Source organism: Micromonospora sp. NBC_00898 (assembly GCF_045207895.1).
Lineage (GTDB): Bacteria > Actinomycetota > Actinomycetes > Mycobacteriales > Micromonosporaceae > Micromonospora.
The window spans coordinates 3405476-3429145 of sequence record NZ_CP108775.1; the positions used below are offsets into that span (position 1 = coordinate 3405476).

At 71.7% G+C, this 23670-nt stretch carries 22 protein-coding genes; 10 read left to right on the plus strand and 12 right to left on the minus strand.

What is annotated here, in order from left to right; all coding sequences use genetic code 11:
• Window positions 1-67: 67 nt before the first annotated feature.
• Window positions 68-661 (plus strand): MerR family DNA-binding transcriptional regulator, encoded by a 594-nt coding sequence (locus OG799_RS16645; protein ID WP_406045936.1) that lies wholly within the window; start codon window positions 68-70, stop codon window positions 659-661.
• Between the two features lie 392 nt (window positions 662-1053).
• Here OG799_RS16645 and OG799_RS16650 read toward each other — a convergent pair whose 3' ends face one another.
• The 5 genes from OG799_RS16650 to OG799_RS16670 all read right to left on the minus strand — a co-directional run bounded on the left by OG799_RS16650 (window position 1054) and on the right by OG799_RS16670 (window position 7126).
• Window positions 1054-3240, minus strand: coding sequence for an MMPL family transporter (locus tag OG799_RS16650; RefSeq protein WP_406045937.1), 2187 nt, complete (start codon window positions 3238-3240; stop codon window positions 1054-1056).
• Window positions 3241-3309: 69 nt separating this feature from the next.
• Entirely contained in the window at window positions 3310-4005 is a 696-nt protein-coding gene (locus tag OG799_RS16655; RefSeq protein ID WP_406045938.1) for a response regulator, read from the minus strand.
• Window positions 4002-5225: a sensor histidine kinase gene (locus OG799_RS16660; protein WP_406045939.1), complete on the minus strand. Its 1224-nt coding sequence runs from the start codon at window positions 5223-5225 to the stop codon at window positions 4002-4004. Before OG799_RS16660 ends, OG799_RS16655 begins: the two co-directional genes overlap by 4 nt.
• A 381-nt stretch (window positions 5226-5606) precedes the next feature.
• Window positions 5607-6566, minus strand: a complete 960-nt coding sequence (locus OG799_RS16665; RefSeq protein WP_406045940.1) for a CU044_5270 family protein — start codon at window positions 6564-6566, stop codon at window positions 5607-5609.
• Window positions 6563-7126, minus strand: coding sequence for an RNA polymerase sigma factor (locus tag OG799_RS16670; protein ID WP_406045941.1), 564 nt, complete (start codon window positions 7124-7126; stop codon window positions 6563-6565). The genes OG799_RS16665 and OG799_RS16670 overlap by 4 nt, the downstream gene beginning before the upstream one ends.
• A gap of 853 nt (window positions 7127-7979) precedes the next feature.
• On the opposite strand from OG799_RS16670, the gene OG799_RS16675 reads away from it, so the two are divergent.
• The 3 genes from OG799_RS16675 (at window position 7980) to OG799_RS16685 (ending at window position 9830) form a co-directional block, all read left to right on the plus strand.
• The gene (locus tag OG799_RS16675; RefSeq protein ID WP_406045942.1) at window positions 7980-8402 is read left to right on the plus strand and encodes a hypothetical protein; all 423 of its coding nucleotides are present in this window, start codon (window positions 7980-7982) and stop codon (window positions 8400-8402) included.
• 364 nt (window positions 8403-8766) lie between these two features.
• Window positions 8767-9267, plus strand: coding sequence for a hypothetical protein (locus OG799_RS16680; protein WP_406045943.1), 501 nt, complete (start codon window positions 8767-8769; stop codon window positions 9265-9267).
• Window positions 9228-9830 carry an integrase core domain-containing protein gene (locus tag OG799_RS16685; RefSeq protein WP_406045944.1) on the plus strand — a complete coding sequence of 201 codons (603 nt, stop codon included), beginning with the start codon at window positions 9228-9230 and terminating at the stop codon, window positions 9828-9830. Before OG799_RS16680 ends, OG799_RS16685 begins: the two co-directional genes overlap by 40 nt.
• A gap of 351 nt (window positions 9831-10181) precedes the next feature.
• Here the strand turns inward: OG799_RS16685 and OG799_RS16690 are convergent, their stop codons facing one another.
• The gene (locus OG799_RS16690) at window positions 10182-11453 is read right to left on the minus strand and encodes an IS110 family transposase (protein ID WP_406045945.1); all 1272 of its coding nucleotides are present in this window, start codon (window positions 11451-11453) and stop codon (window positions 10182-10184) included.
• Window positions 11454-11710: 257 nt separating this feature from the next.
• Window positions 11711-13168, minus strand: a complete 1458-nt coding sequence (gene tnpC / locus OG799_RS16695; protein WP_406045946.1) for an IS66 family transposase — start codon at window positions 13166-13168, stop codon at window positions 11711-11713.
• Window positions 13169-14355: 1187 nt separating this feature from the next.
• Between tnpC and OG799_RS16700 the strand changes: the two genes are divergently transcribed.
• Complete coding sequence (locus OG799_RS16700; RefSeq protein WP_406045947.1) at window positions 14356-14805, plus strand: hypothetical protein; 450 nt, start codon at window positions 14356-14358, stop codon at window positions 14803-14805.
• 175 nt (window positions 14806-14980) lie between these two features.
• Window positions 14981-16417, plus strand: a complete 1437-nt coding sequence (locus tag OG799_RS16705) for an NF041680 family putative transposase (RefSeq protein WP_406045948.1) — start codon at window positions 14981-14983, stop codon at window positions 16415-16417.
• A gap of 211 nt (window positions 16418-16628) precedes the next feature.
• Here the strand turns inward: OG799_RS16705 and OG799_RS16710 are convergent, their stop codons facing one another.
• Complete coding sequence (locus OG799_RS16710; protein ID WP_406045949.1) at window positions 16629-16949, minus strand: ArsR/SmtB family transcription factor; 321 nt, start codon at window positions 16947-16949, stop codon at window positions 16629-16631.
• Window positions 16946-17383, minus strand: a complete 438-nt coding sequence (locus tag OG799_RS16715) for an SRPBCC domain-containing protein (protein ID WP_406045950.1) — start codon at window positions 17381-17383, stop codon at window positions 16946-16948. Before OG799_RS16715 ends, OG799_RS16710 begins: the two co-directional genes overlap by 4 nt.
• A gap of 158 nt (window positions 17384-17541) precedes the next feature.
• Between OG799_RS16715 and OG799_RS16720 the strand changes: the two genes are divergently transcribed.
• The 4 genes from OG799_RS16720 to OG799_RS16735 all read left to right on the plus strand — a co-directional run bounded on the left by OG799_RS16720 (window position 17542) and on the right by OG799_RS16735 (window position 20901).
• A complete protein-coding gene (locus OG799_RS16720) occupies window positions 17542-17862 on the plus strand; it encodes a DMT family transporter (RefSeq protein ID WP_406045951.1) in 321 nt (106 codons plus the stop codon).
• A 60-nt stretch (window positions 17863-17922) separates the two neighbouring features.
• Window positions 17923-18840, plus strand: a complete 918-nt coding sequence (locus OG799_RS16725; protein WP_406045952.1) for a hypothetical protein — start codon at window positions 17923-17925, stop codon at window positions 18838-18840.
• A 118-nt stretch (window positions 18841-18958) separates the two neighbouring features.
• Window positions 18959-20281 (plus strand): MFS transporter, encoded by a 1323-nt coding sequence (locus OG799_RS16730; protein ID WP_406045953.1) that lies wholly within the window; start codon window positions 18959-18961, stop codon window positions 20279-20281.
• An 86-nt stretch (window positions 20282-20367) separates the two neighbouring features.
• Entirely contained in the window at window positions 20368-20901 is a 534-nt protein-coding gene (locus OG799_RS16735; protein WP_406045954.1) for a GNAT family N-acetyltransferase, read from the plus strand.
• A 7-nt stretch (window positions 20902-20908) separates the two neighbouring features.
• Here OG799_RS16735 and OG799_RS16740 read toward each other — a convergent pair whose 3' ends face one another.
• From OG799_RS16740 to OG799_RS16750, 3 genes are all read right to left on the minus strand, one after another.
• On the minus strand, window positions 20909-21700 hold the full coding sequence (locus OG799_RS16740; RefSeq protein ID WP_406045955.1) for an MBL fold metallo-hydrolase: 792 nt from the start codon (window positions 21698-21700) through the stop codon (window positions 20909-20911).
• 94 nt (window positions 21701-21794) lie between these two features.
• Window positions 21795-22052, minus strand: coding sequence for a UBP-type zinc finger domain-containing protein (locus tag OG799_RS16745; RefSeq protein WP_406045956.1), 258 nt, complete (start codon window positions 22050-22052; stop codon window positions 21795-21797).
• Window positions 22053-22080: 28 nt separating this feature from the next.
• Complete coding sequence (locus tag OG799_RS16750) at window positions 22081-23661, minus strand: Na+/H+ antiporter (RefSeq protein ID WP_406045957.1); 1581 nt, start codon at window positions 23659-23661, stop codon at window positions 22081-22083.
• Window positions 23662-23670: the final 9 nt, after the last annotated feature.

The following is a 23670-nucleotide window of genomic DNA, read 5'->3' on the forward strand; positions in this document are numbered from 1 at the left end:
CTTGATCTTTCCCTTGGGGGCAAGGTTTAGCGTCGCAGCGCTCAGGGATGACGGCGTAGGAGGAACGGTGCAGATCGGTGAGGTTGCCCAGGCTGCTGGGGTGAGCCCGAAGGCGATTCGCTACTACGAAGCGCTCGGGCTCGTGCCGCCGACGCGGCGGGACAACGGCTACCGGGACTACGACGAGCACCAGCTGCGCGTCGTCCAGGAACTGCGGTCTCTGGCACGGTTGGGCATCCCGCTGACCCGGGCTCGCCCTTTCGTCGATTGCCTCAATGCTGGCCGCGTGCATGCCGACGAGTGCCCAGCCTCTATGGCTGAGTACCAGAGCGCGATCGACGCACTCGACGACCAGATCCGCCAACTGTCTGCGCGACGCCAAGCCTTGGCAGAACAACTCCTGCAGGCCGCGTCAGGCGGTGGGTCCGCACGACACGAGGAGGGCCCGGACATGACCAACCTGACCGTCCTACCGGGGAACCTGCCCGTCCCGGAGGACGACGGTGGGGCCGCACATCTGCCCGGGGCGCCCATGCCGGACCTGACGCTGCCTGCTGACCATTGTGGTCGGGGCAGCAGCCGTGACAACGCCGCCAGCACCACCCGGTCCTCGGGCTGCAGATCGGGGCGGTGCACCTGCCGGCGCAGCACCGCCACCTGATGGCGCATCACGAGCAGTTCGACGTCTTTCGCGCCGCCGTCGCGGGCGAGTTGGGTGAGCATCTGCAAGATCTGGCGCAGGAGCAGGTACACCAGCGAAGCGGTCATGACCCCATCGTTGCCGCTACCGCCGGGGCAGACCTCACACAAAGGCGCACGTCACGGACCCGCACCGAATTTGCGAGCCCGACAGGGTGGTTACGCAGGGCCATCCCGCACACCATCGACCCGGGCAAGTCGAGCAGACCGCCGCCCGCCCCGAGGAACGCGGGTCGACTGTGTACGGGATGGAAGTCGGCGGATTCTAGAGACTGATCGGAAGTGGACTCCATCGCGGCCCACGGCGGCTCGCCGTGGATGATCCGCCGACGGGCCGCCATCATGCGCCCACTGTCACACCGTCGCCGCCTCTGCCGGCCGCACGGCCTCATCGCCGGTCGCGGACTCAGCCACAGCCGACCGCTCGGACCCCGGTCTGTTCGCGCGCTCAGCTTCGTCGAGGCGGACCCTGGGCAGCGCCCGGTCGAGCCAGCCGGGCAGCCACCAGTTGAACCGGCCGACCAGCTCCATCATGGCCGGCAGCAGGACCAGCCGCACGATCGTGGCGTCCACGAACACCGCCACGGCCAGGCCGAGGCCTAGCTGCTTGACACCGACGTCGGCGCCGAGCATCACGGACAGGAACACCGCGATCATTATGGCCGCGGCAGCGGTGATCACCCGGGCGGTGCGGGTCAGCCCCTCGCGTACCGCCAGCCGGGTGTCGCCGATCGTGTCGTATGCCTCCCTGATCCGGGACACCAGGAAGACCTCGTAGTCCATGGAGAGTCCGAACAGCACCGGGAACATGATCAGCGGCACCCAGGCGGTGACCGGCATCGTGGTGGGGAAGTCCAGCACATCCCCCAGCCAGCCCCACTGCACCACTGCGACCAGCACCCCGAACGACGCGCCGATCGAGATCAGGTTGAGCAGGCCGGCCTTCACCGCGAGCAGCGGGGACCGGAAGATCATCACCAACAACAGCAGGGACAGGCCGACCACCACCACGATCACCAGGGGGAGCCGGTCGGCGGTCAGTCCGGCGAAGTCGATGGCCGCGGCGACCACGCCGCCGACGAGTACCGGCTGGTCCGCGGTGATCGCCCGGAGCCGGTGCACCAGTTCGGTGGTGGCCTCGTCCTGGGTACCGGTGGTCGGGCGGACGGCGAGCAGGGCGATCGCTCCGTCGTCGCTGCGCCACGGCGGGCTCACCGACGCCACCCCGGGCTCGGCCGCGATCGCGCTGGCGGCCCGGTCCGGATCGCCCTCCGGCAGGCTGACGACGACCGACAGGGTGGCGTCGAAGCCGGCGCCGAACCCGTCGGCGAGGATCCGGTGCGCGGCGTAGGCGCTGGTGTCCCGCGGCTGGGTGCTGGCGTCCGGCATGCTCAGCCGCAGGCCCAGCGCCGGCGTGGCCAGCGCCGCCAAGACCAGTCCCCCAGCCAGGACGGCGACCACCGGCCGCCGGACGACGCTGTCGGCCCAGCGGAACGACCAGGGTCGGGCCGAGGCGCGGCGACGGTGCACCGACAGCCGGTCGATCCGGTGCCCGACCAGGCCGAGCAGCGCCGGCAGCAGGGTGACCGCCGCCAGCATGGTCGCGAGGACCGTCACCGCCGCGCCGACCGCCAGTCCGCGCATGAAGCCGAGTCCGGTCAGCAGCAGCCCGGCCAGGCCCACCACGACGGTCGCGCCGGCGAACAGCACCGCCCGCCCGGCGGTCGCGGTCGCGGTCACCACCGCCTCCCGTGGGGTACGTCCGGAGTGCAGCGCCTCCCGGTACCTGGTCACGATGAACAGGGCGTAGTCGATGCCCACCCCGAGGCCGATCATGCTGGCCAGTACCGGCGCGAACCCGGGGGCCGGGAACACGTGCCCCAGCAGGGACATCCCGGACAGGCCGACCGAGATTCCGAGGACCGCGGTGATGACGGGCAGCCCCATCGCCAGCACCGAGCCGAACGCGACGAGCAGCACGACCGCCGCCGCGGCGAGTCCCACCGCGTCAGCCGGGCCACCCCCGGGGGTCTCGACGTTGTTGACGGCCGGACCGGCCAGGGCGAAGGTCACCCCGGACCCGCTGGCCTCACGTACCTGGTCGAGCAGTTGCTGAGTCTGTGCCACCGGCATCTCGTCGCTGGGCACGTCGAGCGACGCCACGGCGTACCCGGTGTGCCGGTCGGCGGTGATCTGGCCGGGCCCGTCGTACGGCGAGCTGACCCGGGCGACGTGCTCCGACTCTGCCAGCGCGTCGACGACCCGGCGTACCCGGTCCCGCACGGCCGGGTCGTCGAGGCTCGCCTCGGCTTGGACGGCCAGCGTCACGCTGTCCCCGGTGAAGCCGGGGAAATGCTTGTCGATCAGTTGCTGCGCCTGGCCGGACTGGGTGGCGCCGGTGCTGAAGTCATCGTCGGAGCCGGCGCCGTATTGAACGGCGAGCAGCACCATGGTCGCGGCGAGCACGATCCAGCCGGACAGCACCGTCAACCGGCGCCGGTGGCAGAAGGCGGCGAGGCGGGAGAGCCATGAGTCGGTCATGCCACAGATCGTCGGGCCCAGCCGACGCGGAAACGTCCCGCCAGCGGAGACACTTTCCGAGGCGGCCTGCTACCGGGTCGTACTCCCAGCGTCGTATCCGTCCGGGGTGACCAGGCCGTTGTGGTACGCGAAGACCACCAGCTGGGCCCGGTCCCGCGCGCCGACCTTGGCCATCGCCCGGGACACGTGGGTCTTCGCGGTGAGCCGGCTGACCACCAGGCGGGCGGCGATTTCGTCGTTGCTCAGGCCGGCCGCGACGAGTTGCACCACCTCCCGTTCCCGGGCGGTGAGCAGGGCCAGCTCCGGTGGCTCGGGCCTCGGCCGGGCGGCGGGCTGCCCCGCCCCGACCGAGCGTCTGATCACGGCCCGGGTGACGCTGGGCGAGAGCAGAGAGTCGCCCCGGGCAACCACGCGTACCGCCTGCACCAGCTCGTCCGGGTCGGTGTCCTTGACTAGGAAGCCGCTGGCTCCGGAGCGGAGGGCGGCGAAGACGTCGTCCTCCTCGGCGAACGTGGTGAGCACCAGCACCCGTACCCCGGACAACCGCGCGTCGCCGGTGATCCGGCCAGTGGCGGTGACGCCGTCCACATCGGGCATCCGGATATCCATCAGCACCACGTCCGGGCGGAGTTCCCAGGCGAGCGCCACCGCCGCGCCGCCGTTGCCGGCCTCGCCCACCACCTCGATGTCGGGTACGCCCTCCAGCAGCGCCCGGAACCCGGCCCGCACCAGGGCCTGGTCGTCGACGAGCAGCACCCGGATCACCGCGCCCCACCTTCCAGCCTCTCCCGGGCCGGCGACGTACCCTCCGGCGACTCCCGGGGCAGTATCGCCCGCACCTGGAAACCGCCGTCCGGCCGGGGTCCGACCGTCAACCGCCCGCCCAACGCCTCGACGCGCTCCCGCATGCCCTTCAGACCGCGCCCACCGCCCGGGTCGTCCAGGGTCGCGGCACCGGCCTCGAGGCCCGGCCCGTCGTCGCGTACCTCGACGATCACCGAGCCCGGAACTGCCCGCAGCAGCACCTCGGCGCGGGCCCGCTGCCCGGCGTGCCGCAGCACGTTGGTCAGCGCCTCCTGAAGGACCCGGTACGCCACCTGGTCCACCGGTCCCGGCAGCCGCTGGTCGGCGAGGTCGCTGTCCACCTCGACCCGCAGACCGGCGGCCCGTACCGCGGTCAGCAGCTCGGGCACCCGTTGCAGGTTGGAGTCCCGGTCCGGCGGGGCGGCCTCGTCCCCGGAGCGGAGCACGCCGAGGGTGGCCTGCATTTCGACCAACGCCGCCCGGCCGGTGCCGCGGATGGCCTCCAGTGCCTCCCGGGCCCGCTCCGCGTCCCGGTCGAGCAGGTGCAGTGCGGCGGCGGACTGGACGGTGATGGTGGCGATCGCGTGCCCCACCGTGTCGTGCAGGTCGCGGGCGATCCGCAGCCGTTCCTCGGTGACCCGGCGGTGCGCCTCCAACTCACGCTCCCGCTCGGCGCGGGCCAGCCGGTGCCGTACCTCGGCGGCGTACGCGGCCCGGCTGCGCATCAACGCGCCGAGCAGGAGCGCCACCGCGAGCATGGCGGCCTGCGGCAGGAACGTGGCGAGCACGTCCAGCGCCGGCACCCCCCGGTGCACGGTCACCACGACGGCACCGGCGGTCAGGAAGAACACCGGCACCGGCACCGCCCACCACAGGCGCCCGGCGCGGGTCGCGTCGTGCAGCGGTACCGCGAGCACCAGTGCTGGTGGGAAGCCGGGGTAATTCAGGGAGTAGAAGAGCAGCAGCGCCGCCGAGACGGTGTACAGCACGACGGTCGGGTACCGCCGGCGCAGCAGCAGCGGCGCCGCCATCGCCACTCCGAGCAGGTACGCGAACCAGTTCCGGTCGACCGAGCCCGCCTCGCGGCCGGTCGCTATCGCGATCTCGCCGGCAACCAGCACGGCGAGCGCGATTCCCGCGTCAACCATCCACGGCCGCAGCACCGGCCCGCCCCTCAACACGCGCTCACCGTATGCGCCCGGATGCCCGACCCGCCACGGGCCGTCCTGCCGGTGCGCCCACCCGCGGGGTGGCCCGCTCCTGACAGATATGGGCGGTAGCCAACGGCCGTGCCCGACGCGTGCCCGATCCATCGGTCAGCAGCGGCGAACAACGGTGCCTACCTCCGCTCCTCCCGCCCTGCTGCCCACACCAAGGGCGCGTCTACGCCAACCACCTCAACCCAGACACCCCTCACGACTTTGCCGGGGCCCTGCGGCAGCGCCCCTCGGGTCTGCGTAATGCTTATTTTGTGCACTACGCACCTTCGCCGGTCCGTTCTTCGAGCACGACGAGGCGGTACGGCCTGGTCGGGCCGCACCGCCTGGTGGTGCCGTATGCCTTCACCGCAGTGAGGACGCCTCCGGCAGACCGTCGTCGGACCACCGGCCGCTGATCACCGCGGTGTAGCTCGTCGGGCTGCCCGCGACCCAGGTCTCCTGGGCCAGTGCCTGGCCGATCGTGGGGTCGACGATCAGACGGGTCTGCGCCTTGCCGAAGTCGCCCTGGCGGGTCACCGCCACGGCCACGCCGGGCCGGCCCAGCCGGTCGGTCACCCGGCCCAGCGACGTCACCCCTGGTATCGCCGCGAGCATGCGGTAGGCCGCCGCGCGCACCTGCGGGGATACCGGCAGGTCGAGGACGATGGCGGCGCCGGAGTAGAACAGGAACTCGTCGCGTCCCTCGGCGCCGCCGGTGTCGGCCAACCAGGCGAGCAGCTTCTCCTTGAGCTTCGCGGGGTTGGTCGGCAGCGCGGCCAGTTCCCGCGTGGACCTTGGCGACCCGGCGAGCAGAAAGTTGTTGTCCGCGGTGTGGCCCTGCATCGGGCGGGAGGTCCAGGAACCGCCGTCGGCGGACCGGAAGTAGCCGACCGAGGGCAGGCCCGGCACGGCGGCCAGCCACAGCTCGTCCTGCGAGCGTCGGGCGCCTTCGCCGTGCTCGGCCCGCACTACCCAGTAGCGTCCCGCAGTGGCCGGCGCGGCCTCGCTACGTTCGGCGGCGACCAGCAGCAGGGCGCCGGCGCCGGCGGGCACGTCGACCGGGGCGGGCGACGACACCACCGGCAGCACCACGGGCGTCCCGGGTCCGGACGTGTTGCTCAGCAGGATGGCGCCGGTCGCGGCGAGAGCCACGGCAGGCAGCGCGCCCGCGAGCACGAGCCGGCGCACGGGCCGCCGCTCGGTGTGGGTGGCGGATTCCTGCCGAGGATGCGTCATGATCAGAGCGGCATCGGCGGGCGGGCCGGACGGGTCGAGGCTGCGCGGACGGGCGTCGGCCAGTGCCCGCAGGGTGTCACGGTTCATCGGGTGTACTCCTGATTAGGAATGCGGACGGGGCGGCGACGGTCCACCGTGGCGTCGGACATGGCCTGCTCGAGGCGTTTGCGGGCCCGGTGCAGGCGTACGAAGAAGGTCGCGGTCGAGCAGCCGACGACGCGGGCGGCGTCCTTGGCGGATAGGCCTTGCCAGGCCGTCAGCGTCAGCGCCTCCCGGTCGTCCTCACCTAGGCACCCGAGCGCGACCAGCATCGCCGCACGTTCGGCAACGCCGTCGGCAACATCGGCGTCCGCCTCCACGACCCACACGCGCAGCTCCGCGGCGAGGCTCGCCTGGCGGATGTCGTCGCGGAAGCGTTCGCGGATCACATTGCGGGCCACGCCCAGCAGCCACGGAAGCGGAGCGGCAGGTACGGTGTCCAGCCGGCGCCAGGCCACGAGGAAGGTGTCCCCGACCACGTCGTCGGCGAGCTTACGTCCCGCCCGGCTCACCGCGTACCCGTACACCTGTCGGTGGTGCGCGTGGTAGAGGGCGGTGAACCGTTCGCTTGGTTCGGCATGCGTCACTGGCTCCTTCTCCTTCGCCATGAAGGTGTCTCGTCACCAGGTAGTGCGCCCGAGGGGCCGATTCTTACCGACGCGTTCCTTCCTGAGCATCGGAGGTCCCGCGCATACTCAGCGAAGCGTGCCGGGCGACCACCAACCGTCCGTTCGGTCCGGGTCCTCGTGCTGCGCCGGTCACGCGACAACAGCGGCTGGGGCTACCGACGCAACCACGGTGAGCTGCTCGACCTCGGCGTGAAGGTCGCCCCATCAAGAGTGTGGGAGATCCTCAAGAAAGCCGGGATCGACCGGCACCGCAACGGACACCAGACCGTCGGGCCACGTTCCTGCGGTCACAGGCCGGGGCCATCATCGCCGCCGACTTCTCCGAAGCCGTCACGCTCACCGGGCCAGAATGTACGTCCTGGCCGTCATCGAGCACGCCACCCCGCGACGTAAACATCCTCGGCGCCACCGCGACGCCGACCGCAGCCTGGGTCGCGCTTGACACTCCCTCGTGCTGCAGCGACGCGAAGTGCCCTTGACCTTGGAGGGGCGGCCCCGCACACTCCGCGCCATCCCCACCACGGCCGGCGGCAACTCGCCCTATGGCGCGGCGGTGCGACGACCGCCGCGCCCGGCCGGCTGCCGGCCCACCAACTGACCGGTCAACGGTCTGTCGTTTTGCGGCGGTCTTCCGGACCTCCCGGCCGCCGGGCGTCCGGCGTGACGGCCGCAGAGAGACAGCGGCAGCGGCCGGAACACTCCCCCGCTTGACGAAACCCATAGGGACATCCCCCGGCGTGGTCATCGCCTGCGATCGGCCCGCCGCCCCGGTCACCTGGTCTCGATGGGCGGCTGCGGCGGTAGGGGCGTGGGGTCGCCCGCGCTCATCGCCGTGACCGCATCACGGATCACCGCCGACGCGCTGCCCACCTGGCTGGCACTGACCCGCCCGGCCATCACGCACACCGTCACCGCCGCCGCTGGCATCTTCCTGATGCGCGCGGCACTCACCCTCACCACCCCCGTCGACCTGACCGGCATGCCCGGCCTCGCCGGCAGCGTCGGAGCAGCCCTCCTCGGCGTGGCCACCACCCTCACCGCCAGCCGCAGCCGCGTGATCCGCACTATCACCGCACCCGGCCTGGCCATCGGCTACGCCCTCGTTTTCAGCTACGACACCAGCAGCGCCCTGATCGTCGGCTACCTCATCGCCCTCACCTGGTGGGGCATCCGACTCACCGCCCACACTCTGCGACTCGCCTTCCCCCACGTCCCAGCCGCGCTGCGCCGCCTGACAGATCGCGCAAGCGGCTGAAGCCTGAAGGCAATCCCGCGAAGCCCGCCCGCCGGGGCAAACCTCGAAGTGATCACTTCGTGCCGCAACCCGACGACGGCGGCGAACTACCGGGTGGAGAGCTGACCTGGCCCGCATGAAGCGCTTCAAGCGTTTCCGGGCAATACCTGAGACAAATTGACGAGGCGTCCTTCAGGAATAGCATCGCAGGAGTTCTTCGACGTGGGCCACAGCCGATCCTTGCCGTGGCAGCGTCGCCCGGAAGCCAGCCGGCTGCTCGCCTCGTTGCGCAACCCGCGTCGCGTGTCGGGCTCGTAAATTCGGTGCGGGTCTTGACGTGCACCTTTGTGTGATCTGCCCCGGCGGTAGCGGCAACGATGGAGTCATGACCGCTTCGCTGGTGTACCTGCTCCTGCGCCAGATCTTGCAGATGCTCACCCAACTCGCCCGCGACGGCGGCGCGAAAAACGTCGAACTGCTCGTGATGCGCCATCAGGTGGCGGTGCTGCGCCGGCAGGTGCACCGCCCCGATCTGCAGCCCGAGGATCGGGTGGTGCTGGCGGCGTTGTCACGGCTGCTGCCCCGACCACAATGGTCAGCGTTCTTCGTCACCCCAGCCACGCTGCTGGGCTGGCACCGGCAACTGATCGCCCGACACTGGACCTATCCGCATGCGCGGCCCGGCCGGCCACCGGTCGACCGGGAGCTCCGCGAGCTGGTGCTGCGTCTGGCCGCGGAGAACCCGACATGGGGGCATCGCCGCGTGCGGGGTGAGCTGGCTGTCTGGGTTACCGGATCGCGGCCAGCACGGTCTGGAAGATCCTGCACCGGGCCGGCGTCGACCCGGTGCCCCGCCGGACCGAACCCACCTGGCAGCATTTCCTGACTGCCCAGGCCCACACGATCCTGGCGTGTGACTTCTTCACGGTCGACACCGTGCTCCTCAAACGGATCTACGTCCTGTTCTTCATCGAGCTCGCCACCCGCCAGGTCCACGTCGTCGGCGTCACCGCACATCCCACCGGCGCCTGGGTGGCGCAGCAGGCCCGGAACCTGCTGATGAGTCTCGGCCAGCGCGCCGACGGGCTGCGGTTCCTGCTGCGTGACCGGGACGCGACGTTCACCGCGGCGTTCGACACGGTGTTCACCGCCGCCGGTATCGATGTGCTCCGCACACCACCACAGGCGCCGAGGGCGAACGCCTTCGCGGAACGCTGGGTCGGCACGGTACGACGCGAGTGCACCGACCGGATGCTCATCGTCGGCGAACGGCACCTGTTGAGCGTCCTGACCGAGTACGCCGCCCACTACAACGGCCACCGGCCACACCGATCGCTCGGCCAGCAACCACCGAACCCACCATCGCAGGTCGTCGACCTCACCGCCGCCCGCGTTCAACGACGGCCGATTCTGGGCGGGCTGATCAACGAATACTCGCAGGCCGCGTAGCCAAAACCCGATTTACGAGCCCCACAGGTGCGCGGCGCGACCATCGCCACCGCGTGGGCGTCCACCGGATCGGTCTTGCGGCGTTGCCCGTGGCCAACACCCGCACCTGCGCCGACAGCTTCCCCCGGCACGTCCAGCACGCCTGCCGGATCACCGCCTCACACACGATCGTTCTTTTCGATGTGACTGGGGAAGCCGGACCCCACGACCCGCCTCGACATACGACGCCGCGACCGCCTCAGCGGCATCCTCCACGAGTACCGGCATGCCGCCTAATCCGAAAATGAACAGTGCGTGGGCAGGCGGCAGCTCCCGGCAGAGTGCGACGGAGCCGGGACGGGTTGGTGGTGATCAGGCCGCTGCCGGTTGGAGGGTGACGGTGTAACCGAGCGCTTCGAGTTGGCGGATGTGGCCTCGTTTGCGGCGCTCGGGGTCGATGCGGGTGGTGTAGAAGTCGGCGCCGAGGTCGTGGAAACGTGCGTCGTCTTGGGAGAGCAGGTGCCAGATGATGACCAGCAGGGATCGGCCGATCGCTACGACGGCTTTCTTGCGGCCGCGTCGGCGGGCGATGCGCCGGTACCGTTCCCCGAGGAAGGTGTCGGTCTTGCCGGCGGCCACCGCGGCGTTGCCCAGGACTCGGGCCAGGTAGGAGTTGCCGTGGCCGGTGGCGTTCTTGCCTTTCTTCTTGCCCGCGGACTCCTTCACGCCGGGCGCGAACTTGGCCCAGGACACCAGATGCCCGGCGGTGGGGAAGCGCTGCATCTGGATTCCGATCTCGGCCAGGATCACATGTGCCGCGGCCGGGTTGATGCCGGGGATCTCATCCAGCTTCTCCACCGCCGCCACGAAAGGGCCCATCTGTTCCTCGATCTTGGCCTCCAGCGCGGCGATGTCGACGTTGATCGCGTCGACGCGGGCCAGCATCCGCTGCAGCAGGAACGCATGGTGGTCGGTGAAGTGGCCGGCGAACGCCTCCTCCAGCAGGGCGATCTTGGCTCGCATGCTGCGCCTGGCCATCTGCGCCAGCACCTTCGGGTCACGCTGGCCGGCGACCAGCGCGGCCAGCATGTCGCGGCCGGACAGGCCGAAGATGTCCGAGGCGACCACGCTGAGTTTGATCTGCGCGTCTTCGAGGAGCTTCTCCACCCGCTGCTTCTCCGCCGTGCGGACCGCCACCAGGTCGGCCCGGTAGCGGGTCAGGTCCCGCAGCATGCGAATCGGCGGCGGTGGGACGAAGCTGGGGCGGATCATCTGCCGCTCGGCGACCTTGCACAGCCACACCGCGTCGAGCTTGTCGGTCTTGGGACGGCCCGGCAGGTGTTTGACATCTTTGGCGTTGACCAGCCAGGTGTCGAATCCGTGGGCCTCCAGCAGATAGAACACCGGCTTCCAATAATCCGAGGTTACCTCCATGACCACCCTGCTGACCCCCAAGGCGGCCAGCCGCTCGGCCATGCCCAGCAGCGAACGGGTCATCGTGGGATAGGTCGTCACTTCCTGCATCCGCCGACCCGACCGGCCCTGGCCGGGTACCCGCACGCAGCACACCAACTCCGCCTTGCCGATGTCCAACGCCGCGACCCGCTGGATGATCTCCTCGTTGTCCTGCGTCTCGGTCAGCACCACGCCTCCTCGCGCCCGAAGGGGAAAGGGTGGCCGCTGCCCGCAGGAGCCATAGGGACAGTTGAAGAAATCTAATCCTCGTGCTCGAAGCAACATTGAAGGGCCCGTGAGTTGGCTCCCCGCACCCGGCTAATGGACGACCTCGACGATCAAGGAGACGACGGCGTCGGCGAACAGCGACCACCCCCGATTTTCCGCGCGGAACGGGCGTCCCCCAAGGGGAGACAGAGGCTAATGGGTTCTGTCAGCGTACGTATTCAGCTTGAGAGAGCGGCGGGCATCCACGGTCCGGTGGTGAACAGCTGTTTGAGCACGTCGAGTGCGTCCTGGCCGTGTTTGGCGGCGGTGGACAGGTAGGACCGGACGGCGGCGAAGTCGGACAGTCCCTGCAGGGTGCGCCAGGTGCCGGAGATCTTCTGTTGGAGTTTGACCGGCCGAAGGTCACGTTCGGCCTGGTTGTTGGTGAACGGCACGGCCAGGTCGGCGACGAACCGCAGGATCATGCCGCGATGGGTGTGGAAGCGTTCGACCAGCTTGCCGGCCTTCGACAGTTCGCCGTGGCGATCGGGCGGGTTCTGCTGGCGGCCGTAGGCGACCGCGCCGGCGCAGCAGGCCCGGATGTGGCTGATCTCAGCCTCGGTCAACGCCTCCCGCCCGGCGGCGACGGCCCGCTCGGTCATCGTCTTGGCCATCAGCAGCGTGTCGGCCATCACCTCGGCCCACGCCTGCCCGGCCGGATCCTGCTCGTGGACCCCGCGTAGGTCGCGGATCAGATGTGCCCCGCACCAGGCGTGCTCGGCGTCGCTCAGGTGCTGGTAGGCGGCGTAGCCGTCCCGCACGATGGTGCCGTCGAAGCCGGGTAACACCCCGCCGGCGTCGATGTCGGCCTTGCCGCGGCCGCCGACGTGGAACAACGTCAACCCCGGGGTGCAGGCCACATGCACGTACTTGAACCCACCGTCGAGACGCGCCGGTGTCTCATCGGCGTGCAGCACCCGCTCCACGTGCAGCAACGCGGCCAGGTGCGAACAGAACGGCCCCAACCGGCGGGCCGCCTCAGCCACCACCGCGTGCACGAACCCGGTCGACACGCGCGCGCCGCACAGGTCACCCAGCAGCCGCGACACCCGCGCGAACGGCAGGAACTGCGCGCCCCGCGCGTAGACCGCCGCCGCCTTCACACCCGGCCCGTACTGGGCGCGGCCAGTCACCCCCGCGGGCGCCGCCGCCTCGCTGACCTGCCCACACCGGCACAGCACCGCCACGAGTTGATGCTCGGTGACCACGATCTTCGGCTCCGGCAGTTCGAACACCTGCCGCCGCTGACGGGCGAACTCCGCCGCGTCACCAAGATCCGCGTCGCAGACCGGGTTCACACACCGGTCCGGCCGGTGCACCACCACGCGTTCCGGATCCGCGACCAGGTCCAGCGTCGAGACCGCAGACCCCGGCTGCTTACCCCGACGCCGACCAGACCCCCCACCCTTCGGCTTTGGCGTCTGCCTGCCCAACCCATCCGACGACGGCGGCTTCGACGAGTTTGTCGAGTTCAACCCCAGCCGACGCCTCAGCTCGGCGTTCTCCACCCGCAGCCGCTGGTTGTCCTCACGCAGCCGCTGCACCTCAACCCGCAGCTCAGCAACCACTCCGACCAGTTCCTCATACGAGGGAAGCTGCGACCCGGGCTGCACACCAAGATCATGCCAGCCGGCCACGCCACAGTGGACAGCAAGCCCCGATCAGCGACTCACCTCAGGCTGAACACGTACAAACTCTCAGCCCGGCGCCTGTGCAAGCCATTTATCCCCTTCACCCGCTGCTACGGGCCGGACCCGCACCCGCCGCGCCGAGTGCGTGCCGGATGGGCCGCCTCCAACAAGCGAGCAACGAATTATCGAAGCTTCCCAACGCGCCGCATCCCTCACACACTGATGCACTGATCTCGGCAGAAGCGGATGTTGCCGCATCCACGTTCTGGACCACCGAGGTTCACAGTCGGTAGCCAGTGAGTCAGGGGATCGCGTAACCCATCAAGCGAAGCCAACGTGCAACGCATCAAGCGGAGTACGACACCGGACTGCCGGCGGACTGCCGGCGATGTTGTGCAAAGTTTCTGTACGTCTTCAAGGCGGCCCGAAACGGGCCGCACGCGCCGCCGCCTGGGCGCGCGCCGACCGCTGCCGCTGGCGCTCTGCGGCCGTCCCGCCGGATGCCCGGCGGCTGGCGCGGAGAGCGGGAAGCCCGGGGGCCGCCGCAGAACGACAGACCGTTGACCGATGGTGTGGTGGGCCGGCAGCCGGCCGGGCCGCGCGGCCACGAGCCCGCGCGGCGCAGGGGAACGCGGACCGGCCGGGTCGGCGAGCTGGCGGTGGTCGCGGGGTTGCGGTTAGGACGCCTCCGGCGGGGGCGCTCCGGCTCCAGGACGGCCGGGGCTCCGTCGGCGGGTCGCGGTCCGTGGATGGTGGCGGTAGGCCATCCGCCTGCCATCGACCCGGGGCAAGCCGAGCAGACCACCGCCCGACCCGCCAGCGTCCGAACCTGCGTCAAGGTCCGCTTGACGTGGCGGGCCGGGCGGCGGCCCGCTCCCCGGAGGGCGGGTCGACGGCAGCCGGGATGGCGGGCGTCGCCCTGGTCGAGGTATCGAGGGGGCTGGGTCGGCGGTACTGCAAGGGTCAGGCCCGAGTACACGTGGAGATGGGTTGAAGGTCATCAAGCGCTCGCCGGTGGCCCTGATGGCCGGCTTGCTGGCACTGACGCTTCCGGGTGCGCCCGTGACGCCGCCGACTGGCCGACGGGTCCCGTGAGCAGTGCTGGCGCGGGAAGCGGCGTCAGCGCCGGGGCCCGGGCTCCCTGGCCCAACCCGAGCATCGCGGTCGAGGGCGAGCTTGTCCACACGGGCGTCATGCTCGGCGAGCACGAGCTTGTCCTCGCGCTCGACCGCGACCGCAACCTCTGGCCAAGCTGGTGGAACCCTCAAGCCCAGCGATACGACCGTCTGCTGGCCTTCGACGATCAGACCCGGCGTGCTGAGAAGATCGGCGGCCCGGCCCGTCGTTTCCAGGTTAGGGAGGTCGTCACCCCGGACGGCCACCTCCTCACCTACGGCTACGCCCTCACCCACGTCGACCTCGTCGCGATCGTGCAGGACGATGCCCCGCGACTCAGAATGGCCGTCAGACCGTGGAAGGCCGATCAGCAGGTGACCCTGTTCTGGGTGCAGCGCCAAGGCGTGCCAATGACCAAAGACGTCCCCGATGGCAAGAGGGCGGTCTGCACCCTGTACAAGCAGGACGAGACCATCATCGACCACCAGATCCTCAAGGAGCCGGCTGCTCGGCCGCTGGACGGGTAGAGGCCGGAGGTATCACCCTGTCAGCGGCACGAGCCTTAGCTTGGCGTTTAACCTGCCGGCCCGATTAGCTGCGGGTTTGACTCGGGATCGATCTGTGCACTGTGGACAGCGGGCGGCCTTGGCGTGATCATGGATGTTGCTGAAGACATCAATGATCGACACCAAGGCCGTGAGGATGAGTGTGCTGGATGACGCTGCCCGCGTCGAGGCTTTAGCGGTGCTGTCCACGTTCCGGACCGAGTTCTACCGCTGTCTGACCGCCCGCGCTGACGTCCTGTTCGAGGTGACTGACGCGCTGCTGTGCACGGACAGGCCGGTCAGGTCGCTGGTTGATCTGGTGCTGGCGCCCGAGCACCGCCGCGGTCACGGCGGAATGTACGACGGGTTGAACTGCGGACGCGTCGACGTGGCGCGGCTGCGCCGCGCCGTGGCGGGCCTGCCGGTGCCGCGGGCCGCCGACGGGCGGATCGTTCTCGCTGTCGACGTCAGTCCGTGGCTGCGCTCCGACGCCCAGACCAGCCCGGACCGGCTGTTCTGCCACGTCTACGGCCGCGGCAAGGGCCAGTCGCAGCTGATCCCGGGCTGGCCGTACTCATTCGTCGCGGCCCTCGAAGCCGGCCGGACCTCGTGGACGGCGATCCTCGACGCCGTCCGGCTCGGACCGGCCGACGACGCGGCCGCCGTCACCGCCGGGCAGCTACGCGCCGTCGTGCAACGCCTCATCGCGGCCGGCCACCACACGCCGGGCGATCGGCGGATCCTGATCGTGTGCGACGCCGGCTACGACGTCCCCCGCCTGGCGTTCCTCCTCGCCGACCTGCCCGTGGACCTGCTCGGGCGGCTGCGCTCGGACCGGGTGATGGCACTGCCACCGCCCCCACGGCTACCCGGGACGACCGGCCGGCCACCCAAACACGGCCCCGAACTGGCCCTCGCCGACCCTGACACCTGGCCGGCGCCGCACACCGTCACCACCACGCAGACCGCCCGCTACGGCACCGCCACCGCGACCGCCTGGGACCGGGTCCACCCACGGCTGACCCGCCGCACCTGCTGGCTCGACCACCAGGGCGACCTACCGATCATCGAAGGCACCCTGATCCGGCTGCAGGTCGACCACCTGCCAGGCGATCGCCACCCGAAACCGGTCTGGCTGTGGACCTCCATCACCGCGGCCACCGCCGCGGACGTGGACCGCAGTTGGCAGTCCTACCTGCGCAGATTCGACCTCGAACACACCTTCCGGCTGCTCAAACAGACGCTGGGCTGGACCCGGCCCAAGATCCGCACACCCGAGACGGCTGACCGGTGGACCTGGCTGGTCATCGCCTGCCACACCCAGCTACGCCTCGCCCGCGGTCTCGCCGAAGATCTCCGCCGGCCCTGGGAGCGACCCGCCGACCCGGACCGGCTCACCCCAGCCCGGGTCCGCCGCGGGTTTCGCCACATCCACCCGAAGACCACCCACCCCGCCAGCGCGCCGAAACCCGGCAAGGCCGGACCCGGACGCCCCCGAGGATCGAAGAACCGGCAACCCGCGCCCAGCTACGACGTCGGGAAGACCGTGAAACGCGCCCTGTCCATCACCGAACGACGAAAGCAGACGGGTTAAACGCCAAGCTGAGGTCGGTCGCCCACCCGCGCGTCCAGTCGACCCAGCTCCTGAAAGCGCGACCACGAGGACGTAGACGAGCCGGACACGCGAGATCGCGGCTCGGCCAGGCCGAACCGCGATCCAATCCGCGCTTGGAACGATCAATTCCCCACAGCTGCGCAACGCGCGACCAGCCCGATCAGCGTCGCTCATCGACTGCCGTTCGATGTCAGGACCCTTCGGCCTGGCGCTTGAGCAGGGCCAGCCGCTCGTCCCAGGTGGCGGCCAGGCTGGTCATCCACGACGCGGTGGCGACCAGCGACTCCGGCCGTACCTGGAACCGCACCTCACGACCGACCCGTACGCCGGCCACGAGGCCGGAGTCGCGCAGCACGCCGAGGTGCTTCAGGATGCCCTGCCGGGTCACGGGCAGCTCCCGGGCCAGCGCGCTGGCCGTGGTCGGCGAGCGCCCGAGCAGCTCGAGCACCTGCCGCCGGGTCGGATCGGCCAGCGCCACGAACACCCGGTCGACGTCGACCGTGGTGGTCATCCCGGCTGCTGCGCCCGGTCGCGCAGGTTGTCCATCTGCTCGCCCCAGCCCTGGGTGTTGCCGTCGAAGCCCTTGCGGCGCGCCTCCTCCGGGATGGGCAGGGCGGCGAACCCGGTCTCGACCACGGTCACCTTGATGGCCTCGGCCTCGTTGGTCAGATGAAACTCGACCAGCGTGGCGTTGTCGTCGGTGAGATCGTCCCCCGGGCTGGTGCTGGCCCACCGGAATGCGGCGTAGGTCTTCGGGTCGAAGCTCACCACCTGCACCGGGAACCGGCCCCACTGCTCGGATTCGCGGACCGTGATGCCCCCCGGGGTCCGGTCGATCGGGGCCGAGTTCTGGTTCGGCACCCACCACCCGGGCTCGGTCACCAGGTCCCAGACCCGGTCCAGTGGTGCCTTGATGAGCACGGAGCGCTCGATGCGGTCACTCATGTGAGGTCTCCCTTCATCCGCAACTCTACAGTTGCACATCATCGGCCGATCTGCAACCCACCAGTTACACATCACCCGACCGTACGGGCCTCGGCCAGCACCAGACCGCGTCCGCACCGGTACGGTCCTACCCGTACCGGCACAGAGGGAGATGGCTCGTGGCGTATGTGTTCCTGCTGGCCGCGATCAGCGCCGAGGTGATCGGCACGAGCCTGCTCAAGGCGACCGACGGTTTCACCCGGCTGTGGCCCACCCTCGGCCTGGCGGTGGCGTACCTGTCGGCGTTCGGGCTGCTCGCGCTGGCAGTGCGGGAGATTCCGGTCGGCGTGGCGTACGCCGTGTGGTCCGGGCTCGGGACGGCGGCGATCGTGGCGATCGGCGCGGCCTTCCTGGACGAGCCGCTCAGCGTGACCAAGGTGATCGGCGTTGGCCTGGTCATCGCCGGCGTCGTCGTCCTCAACCTCGGCGGCGCCAACTGAGCCCCCGAGCCGGACGGAAACCGGTGGACGTGGCGCACCGTGTCGGCGAGGGTAGCGGCCATGGACGGGGGTGAACTGTCCGCCGGGGAGCGCCGGGTGTGGGCGGCGCTGCCGGCGGGGACGCGCGACGCACTCGCCGGGATGCCCGCCGCGGACCTGCGTACCCTGCTGCTGGCGGTGGCGCGCGACCGTGCGGCCGACGTGCGGCCGGCTGACGTGCTGCGACGGTGGCGGGAGGACCGCTTCGTCCGCCCGGCGCAGGTCGACCCGCGCGCGCTCGCCCGGGTGGAGGCGCGGATGTGGCGGCTGCTGCCGGCAGACGTCGAGGGGGTGGAGCTGTCGCCCGTCGCCCCGGTCGGCACCTGCTCCGCCATCGCGCCGGTCAGCCAGAACCGGATCGTCACGACGATGCGCGCCACCGAGGTGGTGAGCGACCCGACGAACGCCCTCGCCGTCGAGGCCGCCGAGCGTCGGCGACGGTCCGGAGAGGTGCACCTGGCCGCCGCGCACCGGGTGCTCCGGGCGCAGGACTTCGGGCCCGGCAGGTCCGCGCACTTCCGGCTCTTCACGCTGGTGTCCAGCGCCCGGGACGCCGGTTCGGGGCGTACCGAGGCGCGACTGCTGATCCGGCACCTGACCTACTGGCGGACGGTCCTCGCCGAGCTGGCGCCGTCGGCCGCACCCCGGCTGCACGTCACGGTCCTCGACGACCCGCTCCTGCGGGACCGGCTCGCCGACACCGTCCACCCGGCCTTCGCCGCCGAGGGCGTGCCGCTGCGGGACGAGCCGGACCGGGAGCGTGGTCGCGGCTACTACGCCGGCTGCGCGCTGCGGCTCACGCTCCTCGATGGCGCGCTGGAGGTCGGCGACGGCGGCCTCACCGACTGGACCGCCCGGCTGACCGGCGATGCCAAGGAACGTTGCCTCGTCTCCTGCCTCGCCACCGAACGTCTCGTCGCCGGCACGGAGGACCGGTGACGACACTGGGCTGTCCAGCGGATCCGGGTCCGCTGGGCCGGCGGATCGCAGTCCACTGTGATCAGCGTCGCCCTGGCCTGGACCTCGCGCGTCAGCACCTCGTCCTAGGTTCGGTGGCATGGCCGTCGATGAGGACGCCGCAGCTCGACCACCGTCTGGAAACAGGCGGCGAGGTGGCGGCTGGGCCGCGGTGTCGCCGATCCCGCCGCCCGGACGGCTGCGTACCCTCTCCCTGGCCACCCTGGCCAACACCGTCGGCTCGGGGCTCTGGCTGGCCGGCGCGGCGCTCTACCTCACCCGCGACGTGGGGCTCTCCGCCGCCTCGGTCGGCGCCGGGCTCACCATCGCCGGGCTGGTCGGGCTGACCGCCAGCATCCCGCTCGGCAGCCTCGCCGACCGGCGGGACCCGCGTACGCTGCGGGCGGTCCTGCAACTGTGCCAGGCGGCGGTCGCCGCGGCGTACCTGCTGGTGGGCTCGTTTCCGGTGTTCCTCGTGGTGGCGGGGCTCGACGCGCTGCTCACCTCCGGCAACCTGGCCGTCCGCGCGGCGCTGGTCGCCGCCGTCGGTGGTCCCGACGGACGGGTACACGCCTTCGCCACGCTGCGGGCGGTGGCGAACCTGGGCATCGCGGTCGGGGCGGGGCTTGCCGGGTTCGCGCTGGCCGCCGACACGCATCTGGCGTACCAGGTGCTGGTGGCCGGCAACGCGACCACCTACCTGGTCTCGGCGGCGCTGCTGCTGCGGCTGCCCGCCTACCCGCCGGCCCCGCACCCCCGGACGGCTGCCGCCCCGCGCCGGGGGCGGGCGCTGCGCGACGGACGCTTCCTCGCGGTCAGCGGGGCGTCGGCGGTGCTGGCTCTGCACTTGACGGTGCTCACGCTCATCGTCCCGCTGTGGACGGTGACCCGCGCCGGGGCGCCGCCGCCCGTGGTGTCGGCGGTGCTGCTGACCAACACGGTGCTCACGGTGCTGCTGGCGGTGCGGCTGAGCCGGGGCGCGGACGCCGCCGCCCCGGCCGCCCAGAAGATGCGCCGGGCCGGCCTGGTGCTGGCTGCGGCGATGCTGCTCTACGCCGCGACCGCCGGCCTGCCCACCGCCCCGGCGGTCGCGCTCCTGCTCGTCGCCACCATCGTCTACACGCTCGGCGACCTGTGGCACGGCGCCGCCGGCGCCGGGCTGGCCTACGACCTGGCCCCGCCGGACGCCGTCGGCGCGTACCAGGGGGCGGACGGGTTGCTCGCCGGTCTGGCCCGGGCGGTCGGCCCGGCCCTGCTCACCTTCGCGGTGCTCGACGGCGGCGTGCCCGGCTGGCTGGCGGTCGGCGCGCTCTTCGCCGGCGTCGGCCTGGCCACCCCGGCGCTGGTCCGGTGGGCGCTCGCCACCCGCCCCGCACCCGACGCGGAGGGCGCGGCGCCCGCGCCGGCCGGTCGTGCCGGCTGAGCGGCCGGCCCGGCCGAGCGCGCCGGCAGCGCCGTAGCGGTGATCCGACGAACGACGGTCCGCGCCGATGTAGCAACATGGCCGGCATGACGGACCAGCAGACCATCACCATCCGGCCCGGCGGGCCGGCCGACGCCGGCACCATGCTGCGGCTGCTCGACGGGGCCACCGCCTGGCTGGTGGCGCGCGGCCGGACCGGCCAGTGGGGCACCGAGCCGGCGTCGACCGACCCGCGGCGGATCGCCCAAGCCGACGCCTGGGCGGGCGGTGGCGGCCTGCACCTGGCGATGCTCGGCGACACCCCGGTCGGCGCGCTGGTGGTCGGCGCTGCCACCGACTACGTGCCGCCGGCCACCGAGCCCGAGCTGTACGTCAACCTGCTGGTCACCGACCGCGCGCACGCCGGCCTGGGCATCGGGGCGCGGCTGCTGGCGCACGCGGCGGAGCTGGCCCGGGCGCGCGGGTTGGGGCTGCTCCGGGTGGACTGCTACGGCGGGGACGACCGGGCGCTGGTCCGGTTCTACGAGGGCTGCGGCTTCACCGCCACCGACCCGTTCACGGTCGAGCGACCGGGTCGCGAGCCGTGGCCCGGTCAGGTCCTCGCCCGCCGGCTCGACTGAGCCGGCCTCACACCTCGACGTCGACCGGTATGCCCGGCGGCAGCCAGCGCACGGCCCGCCGGACCGGCTCGGGCGTCCGGGCGAACGCGCGCTCCACCGCCTCCCGACCCTCCCGGAAGTGCCGCCAGCCCTCGTAGTGCACCGGGAGCACGGTGTGCGGCCGCAGCAGCCCGCAGAGTCGGGCGGCCTCCCGGCCGGTCAGGCTGTATCGGAGCGGCCCGGTGACCGGGAACCGGACCCCGCCCAGGTGCAGCACGGCCGTGCCGACCCGCAGGCGGCGGGCGACCGCCCGGACGCCGCCGTACAGCACGGTGTCACCGGAGATCCAGAGCGCGCCGTGCCGCTGCCCGGGCCAGCGGAAGGCGAAGCCGGTGACCGCGCCGGCGAGGGGCCGGCTCAGCGGCGGGCCGTGCCGGCACGGCGTCGCGGTCACCCGCAGGTCGGGTCGGCCCGCCGCGGTCAGCCGGACGTCCCGCCAGGGCGCCAGCCCGCGGGCGGCGCCGCCCAGCCGGGCGGCCCCGGCGACCGTGGTCAGCACAACGCCGGCCATCGGGAGCAGCGCGCGGCCCGCGTCGTCCAGGTTGTCCCCGTGCTGGTCGTGGCTGAGCAGCACCACGTCGATCGGGCCCAGCTCGGCGGCCGGCACCGCCGGGCCGGCCAGCTTCCGCGACGAGGTGCCCCAACCGAACCGGTAGCGCCGGCCGGGCGGGTCGAAGGTGGGGTCGGTCAGCAGCCGCCACCCGGCGACCTCGATCAGGACCGTCGGCCCGCCGACGTGGGTGATCCGGACGTCGGCCATGCCGGGCTGCTCCTCTGCTCCGGGTGCCGCCGGGGCCCGGCGGCGGACGCCCGAACGGCGGCCGCTACCAGTCTCGCGTCGGCGCGGCGGTCCGTCAGCCGATCTCCTCGTCCACGAAGCACCAGCGCCACGTCTCCCCCGGCTGGACCGACCGCATCACCGGGTGCCCGGTGGACTCGAAGTGCTTCGTCGCGTGCTGGTACGGCGAGGAGTCGCAGCAGCCGACGTGCCCGCAGGTCAGGCAGGCCCGCAGGTGCACCCAGTCGGGGTTGCCGATGGCCACGCAGTCCGGGCACTCGTCGGTGGTCTTCGGTTCGGCCAGGCCCGGCTCGGCCAGATGCGGACAGCTCATCGGTCATCCCTCCACTCGGCTCGGCGGCTCACTCGCCGCTCTCCTGGCGCAGCAACGACTCCTCCAGGTCCAGGTCACGGTAGGCGCGCACCAGCACCTCCTCGGGAATCCTGCCGGAGTCGCGGGCGGCCCGGAAAACCTCCCGCTCGGCGTCGATCATCTCCTGCCGCAGCCGACCGTACGCCTGGGAGGGGGTCTCCCGCTCGGTGCCCCCCAGCCGTTCCCACGCCAGGTTGGTGCGGCTCTGCACCAGCCCGCGCAGCCGCTCGACGACGGCCGCGGGTGCCCCGTCGGCCAGCTCGTCGAGGCGTTCCTGGGCGGCGCGACTGGCCTGCTGCTGCACGGCGGCGGCGGAGAGCGCGTCCTGCACCGGGTCGTCCGTCGGCAGCTTCAGCCGCCGGGCGACGGCCGGCAGGGTGGCGCCCTGGGCGACCAGGGTGACCACGATCACCGCGAACGCCAACCAGATGAAGAGCTGCCGCGGGTACGGCCGCCCCTCGGCCAGGGTGAGCGGCAGGGCGAGCGCGGCGGCGAGGGTGACCACGCCGCGCATTCCGGCCCAGCCGATGACGATCGGGACCTGCACCGGCGGCGCCGGGTCCCGGCGCCGGACCCGGGGCACCAGGCGGGGCAGGTAGGTGGCCGGGAAGAGCCAGACGAACCGGGTCAGGAAGACGGCGGCCAGCACCGCGACGGTGATCCCGGCGAGGAGGCCGAGCGGCTCGTTCAGGTCCCGGAGCACCTCCCTCAGTTGCAGGCCGACCAGCAGGAAGACCAGCCCCTCCAGCAGGAACCGGATCAGCCGCCAGAACGCGGCGACCTGGAGCCGGGAGGCGGCCGACATCAGCAGTGGCAGCTTGTGGCCGATGCCCAGCCCGGTCACCACCACCGCGACCACCCCGGAGGCGTGGATCTCCTCGGCGGCGAAGACCACCGCGAAGGGCACGATCAGCGACAGCGCGTTGTCCAGCACCGCGTCGGTGGTGTGCTTGTGCAGGTACCCGAAGACGACGACGCCGAGCAGCCCGATCAGGATGCCGCCGCCGGCGGCGACCAGCACCTCGCGGGCCACGGCGCCGAACCCGACGTGGCCGCCGGCCGCGGTGGCCGCGGCGATCGCCACCCGCAGCAGCACCAGCGCGGTGGCGTCGTTGACCAGGCTCTCCCCCTCCAGGATGGTGACGATCCGGCGGGGCAGCCCGACCTTCCGGGCCACCGCGGTGGCGGCGACCGCGTCCGGCGGCGCCACCACCGCGCCGAGGGCCAGGCAGATCGCGTACGGCAGGTCGGGCAGGAACAGATGCACGATCGTTCCCACCACGACGGCGGTGAACAGCACCAGGCCCACCGCGAGCAGCAGGATCGGCCGCAGGTTGAGCCGGAACGCCGGCACCGACGTCTCCAGGGCCGCCACGTAGAGCAGCGGCGGCAGGATGCCCACCAGCACCAGGGTCGGGTCCAGCCGGACCTGCGGGAAGAACGGCAGGAAGGACAGCGCGAGGCCGAGCACGACCAGCAGGATCGGCGCGAGCAGGCCCAACCGGCGGGCCAGCGCCGCACCGAAGGTGGCGATCGCGAGGAAGACCACGACCTCGAACAGAGGTTCCATGAGGTACGA